The sequence below is a fragment of the Rhizobium mesoamericanum STM3625 genome (assembly GCF_000312665.1).
GTDB classification, from domain to species: domain Bacteria; phylum Pseudomonadota; class Alphaproteobacteria; order Rhizobiales; family Rhizobiaceae; genus Rhizobium; species Rhizobium mesoamericanum.
Map to the genome: position 1 here is coordinate 827,873 of NZ_HF536773.1, position 25,431 is coordinate 853,303.

16 protein-coding genes and 2 pseudogenes are annotated in these 25,431 nt (G+C 58.6%); 11 read left to right on the top strand and 7 right to left on the bottom strand.

The genetic code is table 11. The features are described from left to right. Nucleotides 1-290: 290 nt before the first annotated feature. A complete protein-coding gene (locus BN77_RS24110) occupies nucleotides 291-5,834 on the bottom strand; it encodes a trifunctional serine/threonine-protein kinase/ATP-binding protein/sensor histidine kinase (protein ID WP_007536992.1) in 5,544 nt (1,847 codons plus the stop codon). Nucleotides 5,835-6,452: 618 nt separating this feature from the next. Continuing rightward, nucleotides 6,453-7,085: a response regulator transcription factor gene (locus tag BN77_RS24115; protein ID WP_007536994.1), complete on the bottom strand. Its 633-nt coding sequence runs from the start codon at nucleotides 7,083-7,085 to the stop codon at nucleotides 6,453-6,455. 438 nt (nucleotides 7,086-7,523) lie between these two features. On the opposite strand from BN77_RS24115, the gene BN77_RS24120 reads away from it, so the two are divergent. Both BN77_RS24120 and BN77_RS24125 read left to right on the top strand, forming a co-directional pair. After that, nucleotides 7,524-7,919 (top strand): response regulator transcription factor, encoded by a 396-nt coding sequence (locus BN77_RS24120; protein WP_007536996.1) that lies wholly within the window; start codon nucleotides 7,524-7,526, stop codon nucleotides 7,917-7,919. 503 nt (nucleotides 7,920-8,422) lie between these two features. Then, nucleotides 8,423-8,647, top strand: coding sequence for a hypothetical protein (locus BN77_RS24125; RefSeq protein WP_007536998.1), 225 nt, complete (start codon nucleotides 8,423-8,425; stop codon nucleotides 8,645-8,647). Between the two features lie 598 nt (nucleotides 8,648-9,245). Here BN77_RS24125 and BN77_RS24135 read toward each other — a convergent pair. Both BN77_RS24135 and BN77_RS24140 read right to left on the bottom strand, forming a co-directional pair. Beyond that, nucleotides 9,246-9,926 (bottom strand): peroxiredoxin-like family protein, encoded by a 681-nt coding sequence (locus BN77_RS24135; protein ID WP_007537001.1) that lies wholly within the window; start codon nucleotides 9,924-9,926, stop codon nucleotides 9,246-9,248. 185 nt (nucleotides 9,927-10,111) lie between these two features. Beyond that, on the bottom strand, nucleotides 10,112-10,477 hold the full coding sequence (locus BN77_RS24140; RefSeq protein ID WP_007537003.1) for a winged helix-turn-helix transcriptional regulator: 366 nt from the start codon (nucleotides 10,475-10,477) through the stop codon (nucleotides 10,112-10,114). A 347-nt stretch (nucleotides 10,478-10,824) separates the two neighbouring features. Here BN77_RS24140 and BN77_RS24145 point away from each other — a divergent pair, with 347 nt between their 5' ends. Both BN77_RS24145 and BN77_RS24150 read left to right on the top strand, forming a co-directional pair. Next, complete coding sequence (locus tag BN77_RS24145) at nucleotides 10,825-11,244, top strand: GlcG/HbpS family heme-binding protein (RefSeq protein ID WP_007537006.1); 420 nt, start codon at nucleotides 10,825-10,827, stop codon at nucleotides 11,242-11,244. A gap of 28 nt (nucleotides 11,245-11,272) precedes the next feature. Beyond that, the gene (locus BN77_RS24150; RefSeq protein ID WP_007537008.1) at nucleotides 11,273-12,292 is read left to right on the top strand and encodes a zinc-binding alcohol dehydrogenase family protein; all 1,020 of its coding nucleotides are present in this window, start codon (nucleotides 11,273-11,275) and stop codon (nucleotides 12,290-12,292) included. 185 nt (nucleotides 12,293-12,477) lie between these two features. Here BN77_RS24150 and BN77_RS24155 read toward each other — a convergent pair whose 3' ends face one another. The 3 genes and pseudogenes from BN77_RS24155 to BN77_RS33705 form a co-directional block, all read right to left on the bottom strand. Continuing rightward, entirely contained in the window at nucleotides 12,478-12,858 is a 381-nt protein-coding gene (locus BN77_RS24155) for a YkvA family protein (RefSeq protein ID WP_040678400.1), read from the bottom strand. Between the two features lie 46 nt (nucleotides 12,859-12,904). Further along, the gene (locus BN77_RS24160; protein WP_007537012.1) at nucleotides 12,905-14,956 is read right to left on the bottom strand and encodes an acyltransferase family protein; all 2,052 of its coding nucleotides are present in this window, start codon (nucleotides 14,954-14,956) and stop codon (nucleotides 12,905-12,907) included. A gap of 169 nt (nucleotides 14,957-15,125) precedes the next feature. Next, nucleotides 15,126-15,362: pseudogene (locus BN77_RS33705) on the bottom strand (IS66 family transposase); the annotation flags it as partial. 221 nt (nucleotides 15,363-15,583) lie between these two features. Between BN77_RS33705 and BN77_RS24165 the strand changes: the two are divergent. The 7 genes and pseudogenes from BN77_RS24165 to BN77_RS24195 all read left to right on the top strand — a co-directional run bounded on the left by BN77_RS24165 (nucleotide 15,584) and on the right by BN77_RS24195 (nucleotide 25,336). Beyond that, nucleotides 15,584-16,693 (top strand): sulfite oxidase, encoded by a 1,110-nt coding sequence (locus BN77_RS24165; protein WP_007537014.1) that lies wholly within the window; start codon nucleotides 15,584-15,586, stop codon nucleotides 16,691-16,693. Between the two features lie 489 nt (nucleotides 16,694-17,182). After that, a pseudogene (locus BN77_RS24170) lies at nucleotides 17,183-17,706 on the top strand (P-loop nucleotide/nucleoside kinase family protein). Nucleotides 17,707-18,076: 370 nt separating this feature from the next. Beyond that, entirely contained in the window at nucleotides 18,077-19,126 is a 1,050-nt protein-coding gene (locus BN77_RS24175; RefSeq protein WP_007537017.1) for a DUF2332 domain-containing protein, read from the top strand. 261 nt (nucleotides 19,127-19,387) lie between these two features. Then, a complete protein-coding gene (locus BN77_RS31525) occupies nucleotides 19,388-22,996 on the top strand; it encodes a PAS domain S-box protein (RefSeq protein WP_007537019.1) in 3,609 nt (1,202 codons plus the stop codon). Beyond that, the gene (locus tag BN77_RS24185) at nucleotides 22,989-23,351 is read left to right on the top strand and encodes a response regulator (protein ID WP_040678401.1); all 363 of its coding nucleotides are present in this window, start codon (nucleotides 22,989-22,991) and stop codon (nucleotides 23,349-23,351) included. Before BN77_RS31525 ends, BN77_RS24185 begins: the two co-directional genes overlap by 8 nt. Nucleotides 23,352-23,505: 154 nt before the next feature. Continuing rightward, nucleotides 23,506-23,700 (top strand): hypothetical protein, encoded by a 195-nt coding sequence (locus tag BN77_RS24190; protein ID WP_040678403.1) that lies wholly within the window; start codon nucleotides 23,506-23,508, stop codon nucleotides 23,698-23,700. 316 nt (nucleotides 23,701-24,016) lie between these two features. Continuing rightward, on the top strand, nucleotides 24,017-25,336 hold the full coding sequence (locus BN77_RS24195) for a glucoamylase family protein (RefSeq protein WP_007537021.1): 1,320 nt from the start codon (nucleotides 24,017-24,019) through the stop codon (nucleotides 25,334-25,336). The last annotated feature ends 95 nt before the right edge of the window (nucleotides 25,337-25,431 follow it).

Sequence of the window (25,431 nt, forward strand, 5' to 3'; positions counted from 1 at the left end):
CTTGGGTCCGGAGTTAAGGCTCATCGAGCTTGGTGCCTAGCACTTTTAGCTGATGGAAACAGGTTCACGCTCTCCACGGCCTCGTCCAGTTTCCGGTCGCGCAATTTCGCACCGCGGTCGATGCGTTTGTTGCTTCCGCCAGTGCCGCCTGTCGGCGTGATGGCTCGTGAAGGTGAAACCAGCTCGGGCACCCCGTTCGTCTCGTGATGGAGAAGAGAGGAACTTCCGAAGCCTTCACGCTTCGCAGAAACCTGGCTGGCGCGAGAGCTTCAGCCAGTCGTTGGTCCCACTTAGTCTCCCAACAAGGCCTCTTGGCCGGCATTCTTTGCATCAGCGGTTTCGTCTCGTGCGAGAGGTAGGGTGAACTGAAACACTGCCCCACGAGGTTCATTCGCGGTGGCCCACAGCCGGCCCCCGTGAGCCTCGATGATCGAACGGCAGATCGCCAGGCCCATGCCCATGCCGCTGGATTTGGTCGTGTAGAAGGCCTCAAAAAGGCGGTCCATACATTGCGGGTCCAGGCCTGGACCCGAGTCGCGCACCCCGACGACCACGCCTCCTGAGGCCTCTGTCTCGGTGCTGATCAGCAACTCGCGCTTTTCCTCATCAAAGCCGCTCATCGCCTCGACGGCGTTCATGATCAGGTTCAGGATCACCTGTTGCAGCTGGACGCGATCTCCTTCCACGGACGGGAGGCTCGTTGTGAATTCGGTTTGCAGCGTGACGCCTTGGCGGAGCACTTCACTTGCGGTCAAGGCAATCACGTGACGAATGGCTTCATTGAGGTCGAGCTGCCCTTTGAGAGGGGGGGCCTTCTTCACCAATGCGCGGATTCGGCTAATGACATCGCCGGCCCTATTGGCGTTCTCGACGATCCGGCCGAGCGCCTGAGCCGCCTCCTCCAGATTCGGTGGTTGGGCACCGAGCCAGCGCAGGGCCGCCTGGGCGTTGGTGAGCGATGCGGCGAGCGGCTGATTGACTTCATGGGCGATGGAGGCTGTGAGCTGCCCCATGGTGGCGACGCGGTTTGCATGGGCCAGTTGCCCCTGCGCCTCGCGCAAGGCTTCCTCGCTCTCGCGCAACGCTTCTTCGGCCTGCCGGCGCTCAGTCAAATCGAGGACGAATGAGACACCCTCGTTCCCACTTCCTTCTAACAGTGCACCACCGATCAGCACCGGTAAACGGCTGCCGTCTTTGCGAAAGTACTCTTTCTCGAAGGGTTGGACCGCCCCGATCATCTTCAGCTCTGCGACAGTTCGTGCGTCGCGATCGCGCCATTCGACCGGCGTCAGGTCCGTCCAGCATAGCCGACCCGAGGCAATGTCGTCGCGGTCGTATCCTACCATGCTGAGGAACGCGTCGTTCGCCTCAAGAATGCGACCTTCGATATCCCAGATGACGATCCCGATGATGTTGGCCTTGACGAGGCGACGGATCTTGGCCTCGCGTTCAGCGAGATCGCGGTACAACCGCGTATTCTCCAGTGAAATTGCTGCCTGAGAGGCGAGCAGCTTCAGGATCGCGATACGGCCCGGCGCGAAGACATGAGGGGCAAGGTTGTTCTCAAGATAGAGTACTCCGGTCAGTTGGCCCTGGTTGAGCAACGGCACGCAGAGAATGGAACGAGCATGGTGCTGACAGATGTATGGGTCGGCGGAAAATGGACTCTGAGCTGTGGCATCGCCGAGAACCACGCTTTCGTTTGTGTGCAAGACATAGTGAAGGAGCGATTCCGGCAGCGTGGAAGCGGTCACGATCTCGTCACGCACGTGCACCACGACCGTGTCGCCGGCGGTCGTAGCCTCCGCCGTGATCCGTGACTCGCCGCCACGCGACAGGATCAACAGGCCGCGCTCGGCCCCTGCTTGCTCAACGGCAGTGCGCAAGACCGTGTCGATCAGCTTTTGAAGGACAATTTCGCCAGACACGGCTTGCGAGATTTTGATAACGGTTGCGAGATCGAGTTGTTCGAGGGGTGCATCAATGGTGCTTGTTGGAGGCGGAGCGCGTTCTTCGCTTCTTGGGTCAGGCCAGAGTTGGTCGAGTTGCCGAACCTTACCGTCGGCGCCCCAGCGTCGATAGCAGCCACGCGCGTTGCGGAGATAAAGACGGGTGAAGTCCTCGAAGCCGGCATGCGCATAAAAGCGGGCGGCGAGTTCATATGCGAGGGCCTCATGATGTATGAAACCGTTTGCGCGCGACGAGAGGATCGCTTGTTCGTAAAGACGCGCGGCGTCGAATTCGCGGCCTTCAAGGCGTGCGATCTCGGCGCCAACCAGCGCGGCTCGGTTCTCGAAGTTCTCCGGGCAATTCTTTGCATAGATCTGAAGCTGTCGGTGGTGGGCGACCAGAGCCTCCGTATGCCGCGTTCGCTGGTCAGCCATAGCAGAGTCGCAGCATGCGGCGCGGGCTAAGGCGCCGTAAAAATGATGCTCCGGCGTTTCTTCGAAATGCGCCACCGATGTCCACGGCAGCCTCTGCGCCCGCAATGATGCATCGACGGCCGCCTCATAGTCACCCGCAAAGAACCGCGCCTGGAGTTTTCTGACAAAGTAGCAGGTTTCCGCAAGAATCAAGTTCGGATCGTCTGAAAACCGGCGTTCAATCTCACGTTCGTCAAATTCGTCATCGTCAAGTGAGCCGAATTTCCGGGTCAAGCCACGTAGCGTCCGGACGAGGCCGAGTTGCGCGCTAGCGAGGTCTATGACGAACTGGAACCGCACATTCTGCGCAAACGTGACGCCAATCTCCGCTTGGCGTTGCACTTCGACGAGCGGATCTCCCGCCGCAAGCATGTTCGAATTCAAGCTGGCATAGCTGTATCCGGCAAAGGTGAGATCGCCGCTCTCGTTGGCAATCTCAAGCGCTCGCCACAAGATGTCGCGGCCGGTTCGAAAGTGTCGCGTCCACGGAATGACGTGCGCACCGAAGTCTTTATAAGTCCTGGCTTGGAAGCGCTTGAGTTCGCTCCCTTCGACCAGTTGGCAGCCAAGCCGACCGAATCGAAACCCGGCCGCATAATCACCGAAGCGTGGCCCAGCAATATAACCAAGTGACACATAATGGTAGCAGGACCCGTCGCTGTTGCCGCGCTCGAGGCTCAGATTAACAGCTAGGCAGATCGCCATGCATGCAAGATTCGCATCGGTATGCCATACCGCCCCCACAAGCCGGGTGAGGATATCCAGCGCCGCGCAGGAGGCCGGATCGCTCATCAACGGCAGATCAATGAGTTCCTCGATCGCGCGGCTCCCAAGCTGCGACCAGATCCGGCTGTATTCTCGTTGCACCTCCTCGTCGGCCGGATGCGGCGACCAGTCGATGCCGAGATGCTGCCTCAGGTAGTCGAGACCGACGGCGGCGGAGCGACTGGTCTGACCGAGCGCAGCATAGAGGTCGATCCGCAGGCAGGCGACAGCAGCCTGGTCGTCGGAGCAGACGGCGCGATTTGAAAGCTGCGCCAACCGCTCCTCCGCGTCCGCCAGTGCGCCAAGAAGGAACTCGCATTCGGCTCGGTTCAGCTCAAGCGCGAACACCAGTTGGTGCTGGCGTTCCCAAGCGTGTTCTGGCAGCAATGTCGTGCCGGCAGCGAAATAGTTGAGCGCTGAGGTGTATGCCGTCGAGGCCTTGGCCCGCTTGCCGGCCAAAAGGTTGAAGTGGCCCAGTTGCTCGCGCTCCCCAACTGAGGTGATCAGTGCGGCTCCGCGATTGAGCTGGCTGACAATCTCGAAAACATGATCGTCAATCAGCTCTGGCGCAGTGTTCGCCACAAGCAGTCTTCCTATGCGAAGATGGAACTCGGCGCGTCGCTCTTCCGGGATCAGCGAATAGGCGGCTTCCTGAACGCGATCGTGGACGAACCGGTAGGCGCCTGCCAGACGCTCGAGCAGTTCATGAGCGACGGCAGGCCGCAAGGCCCCGGGGACCTGCTCCTCCTGGATCCCGAGGACGAGTGCAAGCATCCTGGCATCAGCGATGTTTCCAATGCAGGCGAACTGCTGCAACGCCTCCCGCGTTTCCGGCGGGAGGCGCGCGAGCTTGCCGACCATGAGGTCCACGACGTTGTCGGTATATCCCTTGGCGTGAATGCGCTCGAGATCCCAGGACCAGGATGCCGCGTCATGATCGAAGGTGAGCATTCCCTCTTCCGCGAGCGAAAACAGGAACTGACGGACGAAGAACGGATTGCCGCCGGTCTTGTAGTGCATCATTTGTGCGAGCGGGGCTGCTCGCTCGGGCTGACAGTGGAGCGCATCTGAAATCAACTGCCGGAGATAGTCTTTAGTAAGCGGCGCAAGCGCGATTGCCGCGACCTTGCCGCCGGCCGCTTTGATCGCGTCGATCTTCCGCATTAGGGGATGAGCGGCAGTGACTTCGTTGTCGCGATAGGCACCGATGAACATGAGATGCTGCAGATCCGACCGGGTCAGCAGATCCTCCAACAGGTCGAGCGTCGCCGCGTCTAGCCATTGGAGATCGTCGAGGAACAGCGCCAGTGGATGTTCGGGTCTTGCAAAGACGCTGATGAACCGCCGGAATACCAGCTGAAATCGCCGTTGCGCGTCCTGTGGCGGAAGTTCGGCGACCGGCGGCTGGTCGCCGATAAGGAGCTTCAGTTCGGGGACCAGATCGACCATCAGCTGTCCGTTCGGCCCCAGCGCCTCGCTCAGAGCCTCGCGCCACGGCGCCAGATCGACCTCGCTTTTCACGAGGAGCCCTTTGAGAAGGCGCTGAAAGGCCTGCGCCAGGGTCGCATAAGGGATGTCGTGCTTGTACTGGTCGAATTTGCCGGACGCGAACAGCCCGCGCGGCGGCACCAGTGCTTTGTGGAGTTCATTGACGACCGCCGACTTGCCGATACCGGAATAGCCAGAGACGAGCACCAATTCCGGCGCCCCCCTCGACACCACGCGGTCGAAGGTGGTGAGCAATGTCTCGACCTCGTGCTTTCGCCCGTATAGCTTCTCTGGAGTCAGCAAGCGGTCCGGGATGTCGCGTTCGCCCAGCGGGAATGCCTCAATCCGGCACTGCATTTCCCATTGGTTAAGACAGCGGCGCAGATCGTATTCGACACCGCCTGCCGTCTGGTATCGTTCCTCGGCAGTTTTGGCGAGCAGCTTCATGACGATGGCCGAAACTGCCGGTGAAACATCCGCCGCCCGTTCGTTGGGCGGTATCGGCTGCCGTGCAATGTGGCAATGCACCCATTCCATCGGGTCGGAAGCGGCGAAGGGCAGTCTCCCGGTCAGCATTTCGTAGAAGGTCACGCCGAGCGCATAAAGGTCGCTGCGGGAGTCGATCGAGCGGTTCATGCGCCCAGTCTGCTCGGGGGCCATATAGGCAAGCGTTCCGGCGACTACTTCGGGCGGCTCGGGCGCCTGCCGTTCGCGGGAGAGTCGCGAGGCGATCCCGAAGCCGGTAAGCCGCACATCGGCGCCCGTGTCCGTTACTAGGATATTGGCTGGTTTGATGTCCTTGTGGACGAGGCCGCGCTCGTGTGCCCTGCCCAGCGCAGCGGCGATGTTGACCGCGAGGCGCAGGAAAAGCGCCGTCTCCATTGCTGTTCCGAGCCGCCGGGCGAGCGGCTCGCTGCCCGGATCTTCAAGCACCAGCAGGGTCCGGCCGCCCTCGCGCACCAGCGCAAGCGGTCGCACCGCCCATGCGCTATCGAGCTCATCCTTCAGTTCATATTCATGGACGAGGCGTTCGAGGCTTTGAAGTGTCGGGTGCTCGAGGGCCGAAAACACGACCAGTACCGAGTTCCACTTGCCGTCGGCGCCGCGGCGCCGCTCTCGGTGGAACACGCGATCCCCATCCTCCCAAAGAACGTCCAACCTGCTATCTCCACCAACGCAGAAGAAAGAGGATTTGCTGATTTGCCGACTTCGTCACCTCGCCTGTCTCATTTGGCACTGTCGTTTCGGAGATCCGTCCATCCATATGGGCAAAAACGAGCACATATGATGAACCGCGACCACTTCCCCACTTTCTTACCACATCTCGCAGATGCGTCCCAGCGGATCAACTGACTGGCCATCAGCCGCCCTTGGTCATGCTCCTCCGCTGCTGACGACCGCCCAGCGCCGCTAGGATAGCTGGGCGATCGCATGCATTCTCCCCGACATTGCCATTGCTGATTACGCGGCTACAGGGTTGTCTTCAACAGCCCGAACTTGGCAGGGAGTACTTGGAGGCGTGGACCTCGTCCCACATGGCGTGGCGCGATCTTCAAATCCATTCGCTCGGTCTGCGCGCGCGACCTCATCTGGTTATGCGAGAGGCCAAAAAAGGGAAGCCCCGGGAGGGGCTCAAGGTGGGCCGATCGGGGACGACACGGCCTGGGAGGAGGATTGAACCGCACGATAGCAGAGGGCTCCCGCCCTAGCTATTGGCCACCTGGAAGGATTAATTATCCATGCGGAGGGGGCTACCTATACGCGCGGCCAAGACCTTTATGCGTGCGGCTTTCCCGGCGCGAGCTTTAGCTTGTCAGCCATACGCGCGAGTTCGGGCAGGGACTTGGTGCCCATCTTCTGCATGACCTGGCTGCGGTGAACCTTCACGGTAATTTCACTCACGCCTAGATCGTTGGCAATCTGCTTGTTGAGCCGTCCGGTCACCACCAAAGCCATCACCTCACGCTCCCGAGGGGTCAGGCTATCGAAACGCGCACGTACCGTCGCCAACGCCCTTTCATTTTCAAGCCACACGCGGTCGCGCGCCAGGCCGACGTGAACGGCGTCGAGCAAATCCTGGTCTCGAAACGGTTTTGTCAGAAATTCGACCGCGCCCCCTTTCATCGCCTGGACGGACATGGGAATGTCGCCGTGCCCGGTGATGAAGACGATCGGCAGCTGAATATTTTGTCGCGACAGCTCGAGCTGAAAATCAAGACCGCTTTGTCCCGGAAGCCGCACATCAAGCACGAGACAGGTTGGTCCGTTGGGTCGTCCAGACCTGAGGAAGTCGCCCACCGAAGCGAGGAGATTAACGGCAAAGCCGACGGAACGGAGCAGACCGCCAAGCGCATCGCGGATATCCGGGTCATCATCGATAACAATGACGGTTGCTGCCTCGTCAGTCATGTCAGTGCCCTCCAAGGTCAACCGAAGCTGTGGATGTGCTGGATCGCACCCGCTGCAGCAGCAGTGGGCGATGCCAAGCAGCAGAGCGCCGATGACGCGATGAGAACACTCCTCCTCTCTCCTTCGTCGCTGCCGAACCCTTTCTTTGTACACGAGAATGCGCGCTAATGACCTCGGCCACAAGGCAAAATGCGGGATCGTTCTTGACAGCCAACATGTCTGAGCGAATATGTCGCCTTGGAAAACGCTCCTTCGGCCGGGTGGTCGCGCCACTGTCTGGCCGTTTCTCTCTTGGGCAGATATTCCGCAGGTGCTAGACAACTTATACGATCGTATAGCTTGCGAGACCTTTGTGGCCGCTCAATACTAAATCCTCCAGTCAAGCGCGCCACAACGCCAATTCGGCACGACGCCGAACGGCGAAGTCGGGAGGCGGCAGTGTCAACCAAGAGACCTCTGATTGCGATCGTCGACGACGACGAGTCGATGCGGGAGGCTATCAAGGGGCTCCTACGGTCGATGGGATTTGACGCCCAAACCTTTTCATCCGCGGATGATTTCTTGAGATTCCCTAATATCCGCGGCACGGTCTGTCTCGTGACGGACATCAACATGCCCGGAATGAGCGGGCTCGATCTGCATCACCGGCTTGTCGCCCTCGGCAAGAGCATTCCGACTGTTCTGATCACCGCCTTTCCGGAAAAGAATGTGCTCGCGTCTGCGTTGGGCGCTGGCATCGTCGGCTGCCTGACAAAACCGTTTGGCGAACAGGTTTTGCTTGATTGTATTCATTCTGCGTTGGCCTTTGGTAGTGAAGGCGAAAGCGGTTCGTAAGTCCCAAGGCCCTCTCCTCGACAAAGCGCGCTGCAACTTCACTTCGCGTGTTTCATAAAATGTTGCTCTTGCCGAATCCTAAGGACCCTTTGCGGACGCGAGGTTTTAAAGAGCCATTCTGGACCTGCTAGCAATTGCAAAACGCGTTGGTTTGCCATTACAGATCCCTGCTCCACAAAGATGGCTGCGGCTGTTCTCAAAAGGAGTTGCTGTGGTGTTGGCGGTGGGTAATTACCCCGCGCTGAGCAGGCGATCGTTGCCAACCAAGTCTACAAACTGGAATTGCCACCCCGGCCCTTTGCCAAGCCTCGCAGGGGAGGCTTCCTGCACATCTGTACCTCCGACTCATACAAACTAGTCGAATGGGCTAAACCAAGGGACATATGAGCATGACTGAAATTCAGAAAGTCTCCCCGTGAGTATAATTTACCGAGTTAATGCTTTGGGACTAGCCTCAAAGGTGCCCCACTGAAGGGGAATACCCGCGACCAAGGAAGCACAGTATGGCTGACACGTTGGAGCAGAATGATCCTGCCATCGAAGAACTGATGAAAGACGCAATAATCAGTTACATGCTGGACAATTTCGGCGTCGAGGATCGGTTGAAGGCAGTCGTCCAGAAGGTCGCCGTGGAACTGCTTGTGGAAGAGCTCGCTATTCTGAGGGAGAAGGTTGCGAGGGCCAAGTTGGCGTATATTCCGGTCGAAGATGTGTGGACAGCGGCTTAGGCTTAGGTCGGTCAGATAGTCCCAACCTCGGCAGGGGAAGTGTTTTGCGAGCGCTGCACCCGATCCTGGGCAATGTTAATGCGAGTGCGAAATCACGAGCTCGGTTGCTGGCCCCGATGCAAGCACCCAAAATGTCGGCAGGTCACCGATCGCGAAGCTTGGGATGTTGCGGATGTGAATGTTGCGGCCTGACGCCGGAGCGGTCGGCGCGACCAGTGGCGGCCGCGTGTCCGTATCACTCTGGTCCCCATTCTGCTGATCTTGGAGACCTCGTGCGATGTCAGCGGGCAAGCCGGCCAATGTTTGCGAGGGGCTCGTCGTCCCAATTGAAGCATGGAGCGAGGACAATGCAAGTTGGGCATGGCGCAGGATGCCATTCGTACGCCGGGTAAATCCGGCGGCATATCTGACCGGAGACCGGCTGCGCCTCGATCGTCTTCCCGCAACGACAAGTCTTGGATTACCCCGGAGCCCTCTCGGGCTCCTCCTCTTGTCCGGCTGTCGGCCAAAGCGGACGAGCTCTGATCAGATTGAACTGTAACTGAAGGACGTTGCGGCCCGTCGAGTTATACCTCCTGATGTCGGAGCTGCGACGCCTTCAGTGTCGAAGCCTGCCGGCCGCGGCGAGCATTTCCGCCGCAGTTGGAAAGATGCAAAGGCTGTCGGGACCGTCGCGCGCTTCAATTTGTACCCAGCGAACGACGCCATCGGCGTCGATCAGAAAGTGCCCGACAAGTTGTGTGGGGTGGTTTGCGAAGATGGCATTATCAACTTCAGTAAGCTCGAAGCCATCTTTGGCATTGAGCAAGGCATTGGCCGCCATCGGATGTAGCGCTTCCGGCAATTCGCCCGCCGGGTTGATGCGAGCGGCCTCGAATTGCTCCATGCTTGCCCGATAGGGCCATACTGGGTTCTCGCGGCTGTCCTTGGGCAGGAAGTTGCCATGCGGCACGCCGAACGCCCGGTGCGTGGTGCAATCTTGGTCACATAGGAGCATGACCGGCGTCGGCCGGTGTTCGAAATAGATGCGAGCGCGTTCCACGGGCGTGTTGATCACGGCAACAGTTTCTACTCCCGCGGCGCGCAGGGAAGGCTGTAGGCCACCGAGCTGTCCCAGGTGACGCCGACAGAACGGGCAGTGCAGCCCGCGGAAAAACGCGATCAGAAACGGCCGGCCGTGGAGGTTGGCGAGAGAAACCGTTTCCTTTTGATTTGCCGAGGGAAGTGCAAAGGCGGGCGCGTATTCCCCCGGTTGCAGCGGGCGTATCTGGTCTCCCATGGCATCTGTCCTTCAGGTAAATGCTGGGCTTGATCCAAGTCCAACACCTATCACGCCACGGCACCATTCGCTATCTTCACAGTGCAAATCGGTCGCGCTGCGAGCCTTCAGACGTTTTGCGACGAGCCAGGTCCCGTTTAACGCAAACCGCCGAGCGACTCGTCGCCTCTCGACCCCAACCGTCATCAAGCGGCCTTCGCGGCCTCAGGTTTGCCAAATCGACCGATATTATCATCTCCCCATGCCTTCAAAGCCACGAGAATAGGTTCGAGGCTGCGGCCGAGCGGCGAAATCGTATATTCGACCTTGGGCGGGACCTGGGCGTAGACCTTTCTTTCGATCAGGCCGTCGTCCTCAAGTTCGCGCAGTTGGTTTGTCAGGGTGCGTTGCGAAACGCCTGCGACGTAACGACGGATTTCGTTGAAGCGCATTGTCCCGCCAAGAAGATGGAACAGCACGACGCATTTCCATTTACCATCGATAAGGCTGATAGCAGCCTCCACCGAACAGCCGGGACTGCAGTCGAAGCGCGAATGACGGACTTTGGCCATGACAGTATCCTTGTTGCACCTACATGCACTTATGCATGTACTCGTTTGTGCCGTGCTTATCGAGCTTGCTGTGGCGTGACAAGGTCATCCCACCTCTGGGCCGGCCGCAAGATGCGGTCTGCCGAGGCGCAAGATGTCCGTGTCAATCTTACGCAAGTCACTGTCCGAAGAGGAAAAGCCACTTCTGAGAGAAGTCGCCCTTCGCGACGGTATCAAGATGGATACTATGTGCAAGCGTTGTGCGTATCCCTGAGCGAGGTACGTATCGCTACATGGAGGTCGCTGAGGGACATTCCGATCGCAGCCTGCGACCGAAGATCGTCAGCAACAACAAAAGAGGACTATCCATGTCTGGAAACAGCTTCATTTCACGCTCAGTCACACGAGAGGCCGCAGCTCGCCTTATCGCCAAGGCCATCGCCGCCTCCGAGCGCGTCGGCTTCGAACCGGTCGTCGCCATCGTTGACGCCGCCGGCAACCTGAAGGCTTTCGAACGGAGCGACAAGAGCTCCTACCTCGCCGTAAACATCGCCATCGACAAGGCCTACACGGCCGCGTCTTTCGGTCTCTCGACTGCGCAATGGGTCGATCTCCTCGAAGATCGCGGCGCATCCAACCTGAGGCATGTCCCCCGCGTCATGGCTGCCGCTGGCGGCTTCCCCATCATGGAAGACGGCGCGGTCATTGGCGGCCTCGGCATTTCCGGTGGAAGCTGGGCGCAGGACCAGGAAGCAGGCGAAGAAGCTCTTCGGAATTTCGGACAATGAATCGCCGGACAACTACAGGAGAAACTTTATGAGAGCCATCGGATACAGGTCCCCTTCTCCAATCTCGGTACAGGATTCGCTCGTCGATATCGTGCTGCCGAAGCCTGCGCCTGAGGGCCGTGACATCCTCGTCGATGTGAAGGCCGTTTCTGTCAACCCGGTGGACTACAAGGTTCGCCGAAGCACTCCTCCGGCAGCCGGCCTCGAATGGAAGGTCGTAGGCTTTGATGCCGTGGGGGTTGTTGCCGCCGTCGGTAACGAGGTCGCCAGTTTCAAGCCCGGCGACGAAGTCTGGTACGCAGGGTCGATTACCCGTCCAGGCGCGAACGCCGAATTTCATCTCGTCGACGAGCGCATTGTCGGGAAGAAGCCATCGAAGCTCGCCTGGGCAGACGCCGCGGCACTTCCGCTGACGTCGCTCACCGCGTGGGAGGCGTTCTTCGACCGCCTCGACGTCCAGAAGCCTGTGCCAGGCGCTTCTCCTGCCATCTTGATCATCGGCGGCGCTGGCGGTGTAGGATCGATCGCCATCCAGATCGCCCGGCAGTTCACCGATCTGACCGTCATCGCGACGGCCTCGCGTCCGGAAACAAAAGAATTCGTCAAATCGCTTGGTGCACACCTTGTTATTGATCATTCCAAGCCGCTCGCTGGCGAGATCGCGGCACTCGGCATCGGCGCTCTTGCCTTCGTCTTCTCTACGACCCAGACGGCGCAGCACATCGACGACATTGCAGAGCTCATCGCCCCGCATGGCCGCTTCTGCTTCATCGACGACCCGTCAGGATTCGACATCATGAAGTTCAAGCGGAAGTCGGTGTCGATCCATCACGAGCTGATGTTTACACGCGCCATCTACGGGACACCTGACATGGACGAGCAGGCACGAATCCTTAACGAGATTTCTAGCGCAGTTGACGACGGACGGATCCGCTCGACTGCGATGCAGCACCTCGGCGTGATCAATGCCGAAAACCTGAAAAAGGCCCACAAACAGCTCGAGAGCGGCTCAACGATCGGCAAAGTGGTACTCGAAGGCTTCGCCTGATCGAAGACGGAGTGTTCCGGTCACCGGGCCGCTCTTTCATTCAGATACTTGCGACTCCTCTAGCCTCCGATGTGCGGGTATTTTCTTGCCGAGAGAAAGCATTTTTGTAACCGAAGTTCTGCTCGCACATTTGTTTATCCGTCGGAATTTCATGCCCAATGTTTCGTGAATGCGCAGTAGCAGTTCTACAAGGAAAGCACATGATAAGCGATGACGGCTGCAACCATGATCCACGTAACAACAATTGCAGCCATAGCAACTCTGCTGACGGGCCTGTCGTGACGTTTGGACGCTTCGACTCGATACTCCTGCATCAGAGTTGCCGGAATGAGACGCAGGGCGAGCATGATTCCTAACGGAACAATTAGGAGATCGTCGAGGTAACCAATGACCGGAATAAAGTCTGGGATCAGATCGATTGGCGACAACGCGTAAGCGGCCACAGCACCAGCGACGATTTTCGCTGCAAGAGGGGTACGTGGATCACGGGCCGCAATCCACAAAGCCAGAACATCACGTTTGAGCGCACGAGCCCATTGTTTAGCGTTGTCCAGCCATTTGCTCACGATACAGACCTGTCCATCCCTTCGATCCGAGTACAGAGCGAAACAGTTAAGACGTTTCGGGCGATGTCGAAGCACTGTGATTGAAGATCCGGTCAAACAAGTAGCTTAATTTTCTTGAGGCTGCGGCCGTTATGTGATCGGCATCTTTGTACAGGGGCAGCCCGTCACGCACGGCGTCGCAGTGTCCGTTGGAACAAAATGCCGGGAGAGGATCGACGATGCCGGTATTATGTTGCTCTGCCATGCGCGTCACGAGCGCGCGAGACAAGGCCTGCCGCTTCATGATGTATTCCCAAGGTGGCGCGATGTCTTGTGAGGCACCAAACATCTTAGCCTTTGCGGCGGCTTCCGGGACGTATCGGCCCATTTCCGGTACATCGTGGACAAGAACAACCTTCGTCCCCGATGCTCTCAGATCCGTCAAAAGTTTATCGAGGGCGCGGGCGATGGGAGCAGATTCGTCGGAAACCGGGGGCGGGATCGACGGATCGAAATAAACGCCTTGGTTAGGCAGCTCAGCGGCATGAACATATTTGGGCCAATAGGCAACCAAGATGACCAGCGGAATGTGTTGCGATGTTACCAGATCGCGCACTGCTGTATTGAACTCGTTGCAATGAGATTGGGGTGACATCACAAGGTCGGGCAGTGGAGGACAGGACCCGTGTCCCGCAAAGAGCCCAGACACGCCAGCACGTCGCGCTGCTTCGTCAATGGCCGGCGTCATCGCTCCCGCGTGAGAATCTCCCCACACCAGGAATTTAGGCGTTCCCTTTCCTGCCGTTCCGACCGAGCAGAGTCTTCCGGCGCGAACATCTGCCGAGGTTATCCCGCTATTATCCCAATCAATAAAACAGGGCGGGTTTCCGAATTGACTGGTGTCGTAAGTGGCAGCGTAAACCTTGTAGATTGCGGCGGGTAGCCGATCAGGGGCTCCCTTAAATTCGGTGACCAATGCGCCGAACACGATGGCTGTCGTCCCGCAGGTCAAGGCTCCGGCGATGAGCGCTTGCCGTCCTATCCGCGACTTGGTGCCCCGGAAAGGGCGCTCCACGAAAACCCATGAGCCCGTTGCAAGACAAACCGAAGCCGCGACAACGAGCCATCCTTCAGCTGTCGTCAAGGCGTGGCCAGAAACGAAAGGAAAGAACACGATTAATGGCCAATGCCACAAATAAAGGGAATAAGAGATGAGACCGACGAATACCATAGGTCGAGAGCGGAGCAATCGAGCCGGTCCCTGGCTTTCCTTTCCGAAAGCTATGACGAGCGCTGCGCCCAAGCATGGCACGAGCGCTGACAAACCGGGAAACGTGGTCCGATCAGTGAAACCGAATACGCCGACGGCAATCATGGCCAATCCAATAGTGACCAGAAGTTCCCTAAGACTTGCCGCGACACCCCCTGTCAACGGGATCAAGGCGATAAAAGCACCAAGAAGCAGCTCCCAAGCCCTGAATTGCAGAAGATAGAATGCACTGGCCTGAGAACGCGTCACCATCCATGCACTTGCCGCAAGTGAGACCAGAAACAATATCCCGATGATGGCCATCAGTCGTTTCGGCGCAAATCGTTGGATGACCATCAGGAGCACAGGAAACAAGATGTAGAACTGTTCCTCGACCGCCAGCGACCAAGTGTGAAGCAAGGGCTTCGTGTGCGCAGCGATATCGAAATAGTTGCTTTCGTTACGGAATTGAATGTTCGAGCCGAACAGGGCCGCTGCTCTGACACTACGGGCAAAATGCTCCATCTCAACAGGCATCAAAAAATACCATGCAGCGATCACGCATACGGAAATCATAGCGAAAAGAGCTGGTAGTATTCGGCGGACGCGGCGCTCGTAAAAGCGTAACAGACTGAACCGCCCACGTTCCAGTTCGCCAGCGATCAAGGTCGTCATCAGGAAACCCGAGATGACGAAAAAGACATCCACGCCAACAAACCCACCAGTGAACCCCGGAATCTCGGCGTGATAGAGGATCACGGGAAGAATTGCGATTGCACGAAGTCCATCGATCTCAGAACGGTAGGCAAAGCCAGTTGGCAATCTTCCGATGTCGTTTAGCGCATGGGCTTGCCGGTATGCTATAGTCAATCTGTCATCTCCGTGTCTTCCGAGTTCAGAAGCTCTATCCGAGGAAACTGATGGCAAAATGAACGCTGAAACTTGGCGGGACGCGGTAAATTGGCGCAGCGCTAACATATTTCGCCACGACCAAACTAAGAGACGCTGTCAGCCCGCAAATGCCCCCACGCTTTTGGATATTCCAAAACAGCAGACTATCGATTTCGCATTGTTTGTGGCCATTCGCGATGGCAGTCCGCACTCAGGTTAAATATGCGAACGGATCAACAGAGTTGAGCTAGTCTCGATCAGTGAGGCGATGATTGCCCAGTTCTCAGCCCCGTGTCGTGACCTGCGAAGAGAGTATTTTTGCGGTTCAGGGCTATCGGCCTGTTCTCTCGACTGTGTTGTTATCGATTTCGATACGACCGTCGGTCCCCCGGGTTCTATCGTCCTAACGACAGGCGATTGCCGAACGCGGAGTTCTGCAAGTGGCCCCTTTGCTGCGTGCGCGGTCGATCCGAGGAACGTGCAGTGTGTGCTAGAATGCGGCCCGAAGGCGGACGCGACCGACGCACTGCAAGGGGCGGTGTGATCGTACCGGAATTTCCGCGACCGAGAGCCGACGTTGTACTCTTGAAAGGGGAGACGAGGACGATGCCGACAACACAGCAACCCAGTCTGATAGTTCGACAGAAATCCCCACCGAACATCGAGTTTCCGTTTGCGTCGCTCTCCGATTGGCTGATCCCAACCGAGCTGTTCTTCGTGCGAAACCATTTCCCGTCGCCAGACCTCGATGCCCGAGACTGGAGATTGCGCGTTGACGGGGCGGTGGAGCGGTCGGTCGAACTTGACCTCGATAGCATCAAGGCGATGCGGAGCACGACTTTCACCGCCGTCGTCGAGTGCGCAGGCAACGGGCGCGTCTACTATGTGCCGCCGATGGAGGGGTTGCAATGGCAGAACGGAGCCGTCGGCAATGCCGCGTGGACAGGTGTTCTTCTGCGCGAGATTTTGGAAATGGCGGGCGTTAAGCGAACCGCACGTGAGGTTCTGCTCGTAGGCGCCGACAGGGGCGTCGTCGACACGAACAAGAAAACGGCTTCTCCCGGCCCGATCGCTTTTGCGCGCAGTTTACCGCTTGAGAAGGCCATCGCTGACAGCACGATCCTTGCCTATTCGATGAACGAGCAGCCGTTGACGCGCGATCACGGCTACCCGCTCCGCGCGGTCGTGGGTGGCTGGTTCGGCATGGCTTGGGTCAAGTGGATCACACATATCACGGTTGTGGAGCAACCGTTCCTTGGCTACTGGCAGGCGCGCGACTATTTCCGTTGGGAGCGCAGCCTCGGGGAACCGAGGCTGGTCCCCCTCACGGAGATGGAGGTCAAGGCGCAGATCGCGCGTCCCGTACAGGGGGCGCATCTCATCGTCGGCCAACCGTGCCGGATTTTCGGAGCTGCCTGGAGCGGAGAGGCCGGTATTCAGCAGGTGCAGGTCTGCACCGGAGATGGCAGAGGCTGGCGCGATGGAAGGCTCCTCGAAACAGAACGACCCTTTGCATGGCGCTTGTGGGAGTACATGTGGACCCCTGAAGAAGTGGGACGATATATGCTGCGATGTCGCGCGATGGATGAGGCCGGGCGCGTGCAGCCCGACGTCCAGCGTTCCGACTGCGAGAGCTACGCGGCCAACTGGATCATTCCGGTGGAGGTTACAGTCATTCCCGAGCCACAGACGTACGAGGAGGAATTCGTGATCTAATCGCCCGCACGAGGCGGGATGTTGGCTTTTGGCACGTTTGGCCGAATGCAGGTAGTGGCCCGAACCGATCATTGGCCGTCGCAAAAGCCCGCCGCGAAACTCCAAATTTTGCCACAGAGTTTTGCGCCGAAAATCCTCGAACGTTCTCAGGAAAGACCGGAGTGTCACAAAAGTCAGGATTTCGGACTACAGATGGATTGTAGCCCACAAGCGCGATTTCGACCGACTGAAACGGCGATCGGAAAAGCAGGGCTCGACAGGGTACGCGGCTCATTTCGCACCGCCTCTCCTCCCAATCGGGAAGGCCGCGATGCGCGATTGCCACTGGATCACAGCCGGGAGATTTGCCATCCTGTTATCATGACCTTGGTATTTCACATCCCCATCGCGAGCAGCGGACGAATTAACCGCCCGGCCTGATGCGTCGGGCCGGGTCTATGCCCATGTGAATAATCACGATGCTACCCGCATCTGCGAAGGTCTTTGATTATGCTTTTAGAACAACCCACTCTACACCTCGTGTGCGGCAAGATAGCGGCTGGAAAGTCAACACTTACAAGCGCTTTGGAGAAAAGGCCGAATACGGTTTTGGTGAAAGAAGACTATTGGCTGGGCCGGCTCTACCCCGGCGAGCAAAACAGCCTTGCCGACTATGTGCGTAATTCGACGCGCTTGCGTGATGCAATGGCCGCACATCTCGTCGATCTGCTGCGATCCGGACTATCGGTCGTGCTGGATTTCCCTGCAAACACGCCAGCCAGTCGAGCATGGATGCGCACCCTGTTTGAGCAGGCCGGATGCGCCCACCAACTTCACTTTCTTGACGTATCGGACGAGGTTTGCAAAGCCCGGCTCCGACAGAGGAATATGGACGGCACGCACGAGTTTAGCGTCAGCGATGAAGACTTTTCCCTCTTCACCAAGCACTTTGTTCCCCCGCTCCTGACGAAGGGTTCGACGTAGTGTTACATCGTTCTGATGACCGTCCACTACCGCGCCCCGCGCGTCGGTAGCGGAGGCCATCAAACAAGGTAGGGTTCGGGTCTTGGGGCTGTCTTCAAGATCCTGAATCTCTGGACATAAATGCCTGCCGCAATATACAGCCGAAAGTTTCGTGACGTACAAATTCGCCGGCTGGATGGGCGCTTTGTATAAGCCGACCGCAATGTACACCCATACCAACATGCTGCGCAGCTGGCATTGACGCATCCCCCGAAACTCTGCGCTGGTTCCGGGCCGATCACCATACCGACTATCCGGCACGCCTCTGTAGGATTTGCAGCGCTGCCGGGAAGGCCGATGTAGGTTGAAATACGATGAGAACGTTGAATCTAATCCTGCACGGCCATGACCACCTTATATCAATGGAAAGTTGGTTGCTCGATGGACCAGACTGACACTTCCGCCGCAGTGCGAAACCTCGAAGCCCAAGCCGCCATATGCGATGCGCTCGGTTCGCCCTTCTCTGCCAAGGTCTGCCGCGCGCTTGTCGAGGGATTGGATCTCTCGACCGCTACCGGCCGACGCGCGCTCGGCTGGCCTGGCAACGCGACGGCCGACGCACTGGCGCTCAGGCTGCTGGGTGCCTTGCATGGACTCGTGTTGCGCGGCGCTGACGAAGGACTTGCTGCAGTGTATCCGCCGCGAGAGGTTGGCGATTCCATGCTACGGGACGCGATCACCGCTGCGATACGACAGCACGACGAGGGATTGTGCCAGGCGCTTGACAGCGTGCCGCAGACCAACGAAGTCGCTCGGTCGGCAATGCTATTGCCAGGCTTCCTCTCGATAGCGCGAGAGGCCGGTGTGCCGCTCGAAATTGCCGAAATCGGCGCAAGCGCCGGACTGAACCTCAACTTCGACCGCTTCCACTATCGTTATGGCACTGCCCAATGGGGCAGCTCCGCTTCCCCGGTTCGCCTCGCACCGGACCTCCGCGGCAATGTTCCGCCGCTCGATGGAGCGCTGACGATTTCGGCGCGCTCTGGTTGTGACATCGCGCCGGTCGATCTCTCGAGCGAGGCTGCGCGGCTTCGCCTCAGATCTTTTATCTGGGCCGACCAAGCCTCTCGACTTCAGCGACTGGACACGGCGATCGGGGTGGCTGTGGCAGCGCCTGTCACGCTAATTCAAGCCGACGCGGCCGATTTCGTGCGGCAAAAACTGGCTGCGCGATCAGAAGAGTCGGTTTTCGTGGTGTTTCATTCGGCTGTGTGGGACTACCTGCCCCACCCAACGCGGGATGCAATCAAGGAGGCCATACGCCAAGCCGGCACTGTGGCCACGAAACGATCTCCGCTTGCCTGGCTTTCCGTAGAACCGCTCGCCGCCGGCGCGCCACATGCGGTGCTGCGGCTAACAATTTGGCCACATGGCGAAACCAGGCAACTCGCCGCCTGCGACCACCATGGTCGCTGGATCGAGTGGCTATAGGAACTGGGCCTTAGCGACCCGCGGCCGCTACGCTAGTGGGTCGCCCACTTCGGGGATTTCGCAATAGAGGAAGACGGGCGTGCCATTGCGCGCTACACTAAGTCGGGAACTTACTGCCGAAGTCGTTGTTTGGTGCTTTTCCGGCCCAAAGATTTCCGTCCGCGCTGTGATCCTCGATCTTTCGCAAGCGCGAAGCTCTGGCTAAAGGGGCATCCTCAGACGCTCAGGGCTGTAATGCCTTGCAGGATGGAGAGCGATGATGTGAAGCACGGTTCCAATCAGCACAGAGGCTCTGCAAGCGCCCCAGAGGCGCAATCGTACCTTGAGGCGATATTTCGCACAACGCGCCAGTCCCTCATCGTTCTCACGCGCGACCTCGTGGTAGAAAGGGTCAATCGCGCTTTCCTGCAAATGTTTGACGTCGGTGTTGACGAAACTGAGGGCGTAAAGCTGTACGACCTTGGCAACCGCCAATGGGATATCCCAGCACTTCGGGAACTGCTCGAACGGATCCTTCCGGACAGTACAGAAATCACTGACTATCGGGTTGATCACGCCTTCGAAAATATCGGTCGTCGCACGATGATGCTGAACGCGTTCATGATGCGGCGCGAGGGTAGCAATGACCGCATCCTCCTTTCCATCGAGGACGTCACGGAACGCGAACACGCCCTATGGGAGCTCGAGGGTCAGAAGGAATATGCTGATAAGATCGTGGACGCATCCCGCGACGCGTTGCTGATCCTCGATTGGGACCTGAGGGTCAAATCGGCCAATCAGACCTTCTACGAGACCTTCAAGGTTGATCAAGAAAACACAGAGGGACGACTCGTCTACGAGCTGGGAAACAACCAATGGGACATCCCGGCGCTGCGGACGCTGCTCGAAGAGGTCTTACCTGACAACAACGCGTTCGATGACTTCGAGGTTGACCACGAGTTCGAACTCATTGGGCGAAAGAACATGGTCCTGAACGCCCGGCGGATTGATCATATGCAACTCATCCTGCTGGCAATCGAGGACAGGACTGAGCGGCGGCAGCGGGAGGAGCGTCAGGCGTTTCTGCTGAAGCTCAGCGATACCTTGCGCTCCTTGGGAGACCCTGGGGCTGTACTGACGCAGGCGATGGAGCTTCTCCTTCAGCATCTGGGCCTGATCGGTGCTTCTTTCTACGAGGTCGATGATGACCAGAACAAGATGTTGCGGCGAGCAAGCGTCGAGACCGTCTCTGTCGTTTGGCCCGACATACTCAGGATGTCCGATTTTGCACCCGACATATCCGCCGCTTACACGGCCGGAAAAAAATACGTGGTCAGCGACGCCGAGACCGATCCGCGACTGTCTGAAGAGGGGCGCGCGGCCATCCGAGCTTTGGCAATTCGAAGCCTGGCAGGTGTTCCGCTGGTCAAGGACGGCAACCTTGTCGCTGTGTTGCACGCACTGGAGCCGCGAGAATGGCAGGACGAAGAACTGCGGCTGGTCGAGGAGGTCATGGATCGGACGTGGGCGGCCGTCGAGCGTGCGCGCGCGGAGGCAACATTGCGCGAGAGCGAAAGTCGACTGGCTGCCGCTTTCCAAAGTGTGCCGGCCGGCCTCGCCGTTATCGATGCCGAAGGACAGGTGGTTGTCGCGAACGACGAGTTTCGGCGTTTCCTACCCAGTGGTGTCATCCCGTCGCGCGATCGCAGCCGCGGAGACCGTTGGAAGGCGTGGAACGAAGACGGCGAGCCGCTCCCAAAGGATAATTGGCCTAACGCAAGGGCGCTGCGCGGGGAAAGGGTCGTACCCGGCCAGGAGCTTCTTTACACTGACGACGAGGGTCGGCAGTTCTGGACCGACGTAGCGACAGCGCCAACGATGGATGCTGCGGGTAATGTGACCGGATGCATCTCCGTCATCAGTGACATCACAGAACGCAAGCGAGTTGAGACTGCCCTCAGAGCCAGTGAGGCAAGCCTTGAGGTCGAGCTCAGACAGACCGCTCTGCTGCATCAGTTGGCTGTCAGAATGACGCGGGAAGAAAGTGTGTCAGCCCTCTATGAGGAAATCCTGTCGACCGCCATTGCCATCGCGGGTTCCGATGCCGGGACGGTCCAGGCCTATGATCCCGAGACCAGCTCACTTGTGCTGCTTGTGACGAAGGGCATCCCTCGCGAGATGATCGATTACTTTCATCACGTTGACGCCGACAGCAGGACGGGTTGTGGCATCGCACTAGCTACCGGCCAGCGGAGCTTCGTCGATTTCGACCCCAACGACACTGACCGGGCGTGCCAGATGCATGTCGAAGCAGGGCTTCGTTCTGCTCAGGCAACACCGCTGCTGTCGCGCGGTGGAGCACCCATCGGCATGCTGAACACTCATTGGCGATCCTCCGGACATCGGCCGAGTGGGGACCAGTTGCGCTTTCTTGATCTGTTGGCGCGCCAGGCTGCCGACCTGATCGAGCAGCGGCGGGCCGAGGCGGCGTTGCGGGAAAGCGAAGAAAAGCTTCGCCAGTTCGGCGACGCCTCGCAGGATGTGCTCTGGATTCGGGATGCAGAAACGCTGGCTTGGACCTATCTCACGCCAGCGTTCGAGGTCATCTATGGAGTGAGCCGCGACCAGGCACTTAGGGGAGACACCTTTGACAACTGGCTTGAATTGATCCTCCCCGAGGACCGCGAGCATACCCGGTCCATGATCGATTTTGTACGCTCCGGCGAACCTGCAACCTTCGAATACCGCATAAAGCGCCAACCTGATGGTCAAATCCGGTGGCTCCGGGACACTGACTTCCCAATTCGAGGGCATAACGGCAAGGTCGTCAGCATCGGCGGCATCGGGCAGGACATTACCTCGATGAAGGCATCCGAGGTGCTTTTAGCCAACAGCGAGGAACGTCTCAGGAGCGCGGCGGAAATCGCCCGGTTTGCGCTTTGGGATTGGAATGTTCAGAGCGGTGACGTGACCTGGTCAGACGAACATTTCCGCATGCAGGGTTACGAGGTCGGCGAGGTCAAGCCCAGCTTTGAGGCATGGATTGCTCGCGTGCATCCAGATGACCGGGAGGACACCCAAGCGGCCATTGCGATTGCCCGCGACACACGTAGCGAATACGTCCACGAATTTCGGACCCTCCACCCTGACGGCTCATTGCATTGGCTATCTGCGCGAGGGCGGTTCTTCTACGATGGGGAGCACCCCGTCCGGATGATAGGAGCAATGCTTGACACGACCGAACGGCATGAATGGGAGGAGCGACAAAAGCTGCTGATCGCCGAGTTGCAGCATCGCACGCGCAATCTTTTGGGCGTTGTGCGATCCATGGCGGATGCTACCGCACGCAGCAGCGCGGATTTCCCTGACTTCAGGGCACGCTACCGTGACCGCATTGCAGCTCTAGCCAGAGTGCAGGGTCTTCTATCGCGTCTTAATGAGCATGATCGGGTCATGTTCGATGAGTTGATAACCACAGAACTCACGGCAATGGGCGCTGAACCCGACCGTGTGAAGGTAGAAGGCCCGAAAGGCGTCCGCTTGCGCTCTTCGACTGTTCAAATATTGGCGATCGCGATCCACGAACTGGCGACAAATGCATCGAAATATGGCGCGCTCGTGCAACCGTCCGGGCAGTTACAGGTTCGGTGGACATTCGAGCCCGCTGGCGCCTCGGACAAGCCATGGCTGCACATCGACTGGCGTGAGACTGGATTGACCCTGCCTCCTGCGGATGCGCCGAGTGGAACAGGTCAAGGTCGCGAGCTGATCGAAAAGGCCTTGCCTTATCAGCTTGGCGCGAAGACGTCATATAGCTTCGAACCTGACGGACTGCACTGTACGATCTCGATTCCGGTCTCGACGGCAGTCAAGGAGGCAGAACATGCCTGAGCACGGCATAGCCGGTCTTCGTATCCTCGTCGTCGAAGACGAGTACATGCTCGCCAACGAGCTGCGAAATGAGCTTGAGCAGGAGGGGGCAGTGGTCATAGGTCCAGTCGGTCGCCTCGAAATCGCGTTCGAGCTGCTTGAAAGCGAAGGGCAAATCGACAGTGCTATCCTCGATGTCAACGTTGGCGATGATGATGTCTTTCCAATCGCCGAAGCTTTAGCTGATCGTAACGTGCCATTCGTTTTCGCCACCGGCTACGACGCGTCGACGATTCCTTCGAAGTTCAGCAGCGTTCCAGTCTGCGACAAGCCAGTCGAGATGTATCGGTTGAAGCAGGCGCTTAAAGAGGCCTGACAGCTGCCCAGTAGAACTTCTGCCGGATCGCCGATTTGGCGGGTTAGGGGATCATTTCGGCAGGACGGCGAATTGCCAAGGCCAGTTTGTCGGGCGAGCGCCGTTTGGGCCGATATCATGCACGATTACGGCTACACCTAATGGAGGCGAACAAATGGCACACATGCGCAAGCTTACCAGCACGGAACAGCAACTCTCGGCCGAGGCGTCGAAGCGCCTCGGCTTCGAGGTGACCGTCTATGAGGACGACCGCTGGATCTGCGACCCGGATGACAAGAACAAGCAGATGGGTTTCGGCGACACGGCCGCCGAGGCCGTCGAGAACTGTCACCGCGAGAACGCCAAATAACCGACGCCGCAGCAGACAATCGAGAGAGGTCGCCCAATCCTTGTTGCAGGCTCTGAACGGCCCGAGCGCGTCGCCGGCTGTCTCCGGAGGATCGCTTGCAGCGGCGGCGAGCGTCCCCAGGATGTTCGGAGGCCATGTGGCAGCACACTTGACGGTTTAACGCCGCGGCCCCTTGTCAAGGTGCGAAGAGATTCCATCTCTGGACGCAGGCATCGCTCGCTGACTGGGCGGCGGTGGGCAAGGGCCTCACTGGGTGAAACGTCTCACTCGCGGACGACACTCGAAACCATGAGGTCCAGTTGGTGGTGGGGTAGTCATGTCGGAATTGCTGTCGACCGATACCGGACGGAACCAGATGCCAACAGACGAGGACTTCCGTCGACTGCAGTTGTCGACGTTGCACTACTATCTGTATTGTACGAACCCGGACAACGGCCTCGTTCGCGACAAGACGCAACCCGGCGCACCGGCAAGCATAGCTGCCGTCGGCATGGCGCTTGCGACTATTCCCTGCATGGTGGAGCGCGATGTCCTCATCCGAGAGTTTGGCGCCAAGCTTGCCCGACGTCGTCTCGAATTCCTGATGCAATGCCACCAGGGACCGGAACCTAACGCCTCCGGTTATAAGGGTTTCTTCTATCATTTCCTCGACATTGAAACGGGACGCCGGGTGTGGGAATGCGAGCTCTCGACGATCGACTCGGCCTTTCTGTTTGCCGGTGCTTTGACAGTCGCCACCTATTTTGACGGGGAGACCCCCGAAGAAGCGAAAATCAGGGAGCTAGCGACAGCGCTGTACCAGCGGGCAGACTGGAACTGGGCGCGTAACCACGGTGCGACGCTGACGCATGGCTGGCGACCGGAGAACGGCTTCATTCCCTATCGTTGGCGTGGGTATGACGAAGGCCTGCTTCTCTACATCTTGGGGCTCGGGTCGCCGACGTACCCGCTGCCGCCGGAAAGCTATGCGGCCTACACGGAAAGCTACGAATGGCGCAACATCTACGGGCGGGAGCTGCTGTATTCCGGTCCGCTCTTCACCCACCAGTTGTCGCACATGTGGATCGATTTCCGGGGCATCCGCGATGAATTCATGCGCGACCATGACAGTGACTATTTTGAGAATAGCCGGCAGGCCACCTATGTCCAACAGGACTACGCGATCCGAAATCCAATGCAGTTCGAGGGTTATGGTGAGCATTGCTGGGGATTCACCGCCTGCGACGGCCCCGGCTGGCGGACTCTACACGGGGGCGAATCGCGCCGGGAGTTCTTCGATTACATCGCGCGCGGCGCTCCTTTCGGGCCAGACGACGGGACCATATGCCCCTGGGTCGTTGTGGCATCACTGCCTTTCGCGCCCGAAATCGTCATTCCAACCGTCTGTAACTTCGCGGGCCTGAAGCTGGGGATGGCTCGGCTCTACGGGTTCAAGCCGTCCTTCAACCCAACGTTCAAGGATCCAAGCAGTCAGACGGGTTGGTGGATCAGCCCCTATCATTTCGGGATCGATCAGGGGCCGGTGGCGCTGATGATCCAAAACTATCGCACCGGCTTCCTTTGGAATCTGATGAGGAATTGCGAACCCATCGTCCGCGGACTGCGCCGGGCCGGATTCGCGGGCGGCTGGTTATAACGCTGGACTTCAACTTTTCTGCGGGGCGCGCGCGTGAGAGACGAAGTCTTATTTCCTAGGTCTAGTGTCCTTGCCGCAATTACCTCCGGGCGGAT

What these genes read in the sequence shown, in the direction of transcription:
- BN77_RS24115 (WP_007536994.1), bottom strand. Translation starts at nt 7,085, where the DNA reads ATGACTGACGAGGCAGCAACCGTCATTGTTATCGATGATGACCCGGAT.
- BN77_RS24125 (WP_007536998.1), top strand. Translation starts at nt 8,423, where the DNA reads ATGGCTGACACGTTGGAGCAGAATGATCCTGCCATCGAAGAACTGATG.
- BN77_RS24135 (WP_007537001.1), bottom strand. Translation starts at nt 9,926, where the DNA reads ATGGGAGACCAGATACGCCCGCTGCAACCGGGGGAATACGCGCCCGCC.
- BN77_RS24140 (WP_007537003.1), bottom strand. Translation starts at nt 10,477, where the DNA reads ATGGCCAAAGTCCGTCATTCGCGCTTCGACTGCAGTCCCGGCTGTTCG.
- BN77_RS24145 (WP_007537006.1), top strand. Translation starts at nt 10,825, where the DNA reads ATGTCTGGAAACAGCTTCATTTCACGCTCAGTCACACGAGAGGCCGCA.
- BN77_RS24150 (WP_007537008.1), top strand. Translation starts at nt 11,273, where the DNA reads ATGAGAGCCATCGGATACAGGTCCCCTTCTCCAATCTCGGTACAGGAT.
- BN77_RS24165 (WP_007537014.1), top strand. Translation starts at nt 15,584, where the DNA reads ATGCCGACAACACAGCAACCCAGTCTGATAGTTCGACAGAAATCCCCA.
- BN77_RS24175 (WP_007537017.1), top strand. Translation starts at nt 18,077, where the DNA reads ATGGACCAGACTGACACTTCCGCCGCAGTGCGAAACCTCGAAGCCCAA.
- BN77_RS24185 (WP_040678401.1), top strand. Translation starts at nt 22,989, where the DNA reads ATGCCTGAGCACGGCATAGCCGGTCTTCGTATCCTCGTCGTCGAAGAC.
- BN77_RS24190 (WP_040678403.1), top strand. Translation starts at nt 23,506, where the DNA reads ATGGCACACATGCGCAAGCTTACCAGCACGGAACAGCAACTCTCGGCC.
- BN77_RS24195 (WP_007537021.1), top strand. Translation starts at nt 24,017, where the DNA reads ATGTCGGAATTGCTGTCGACCGATACCGGACGGAACCAGATGCCAACA.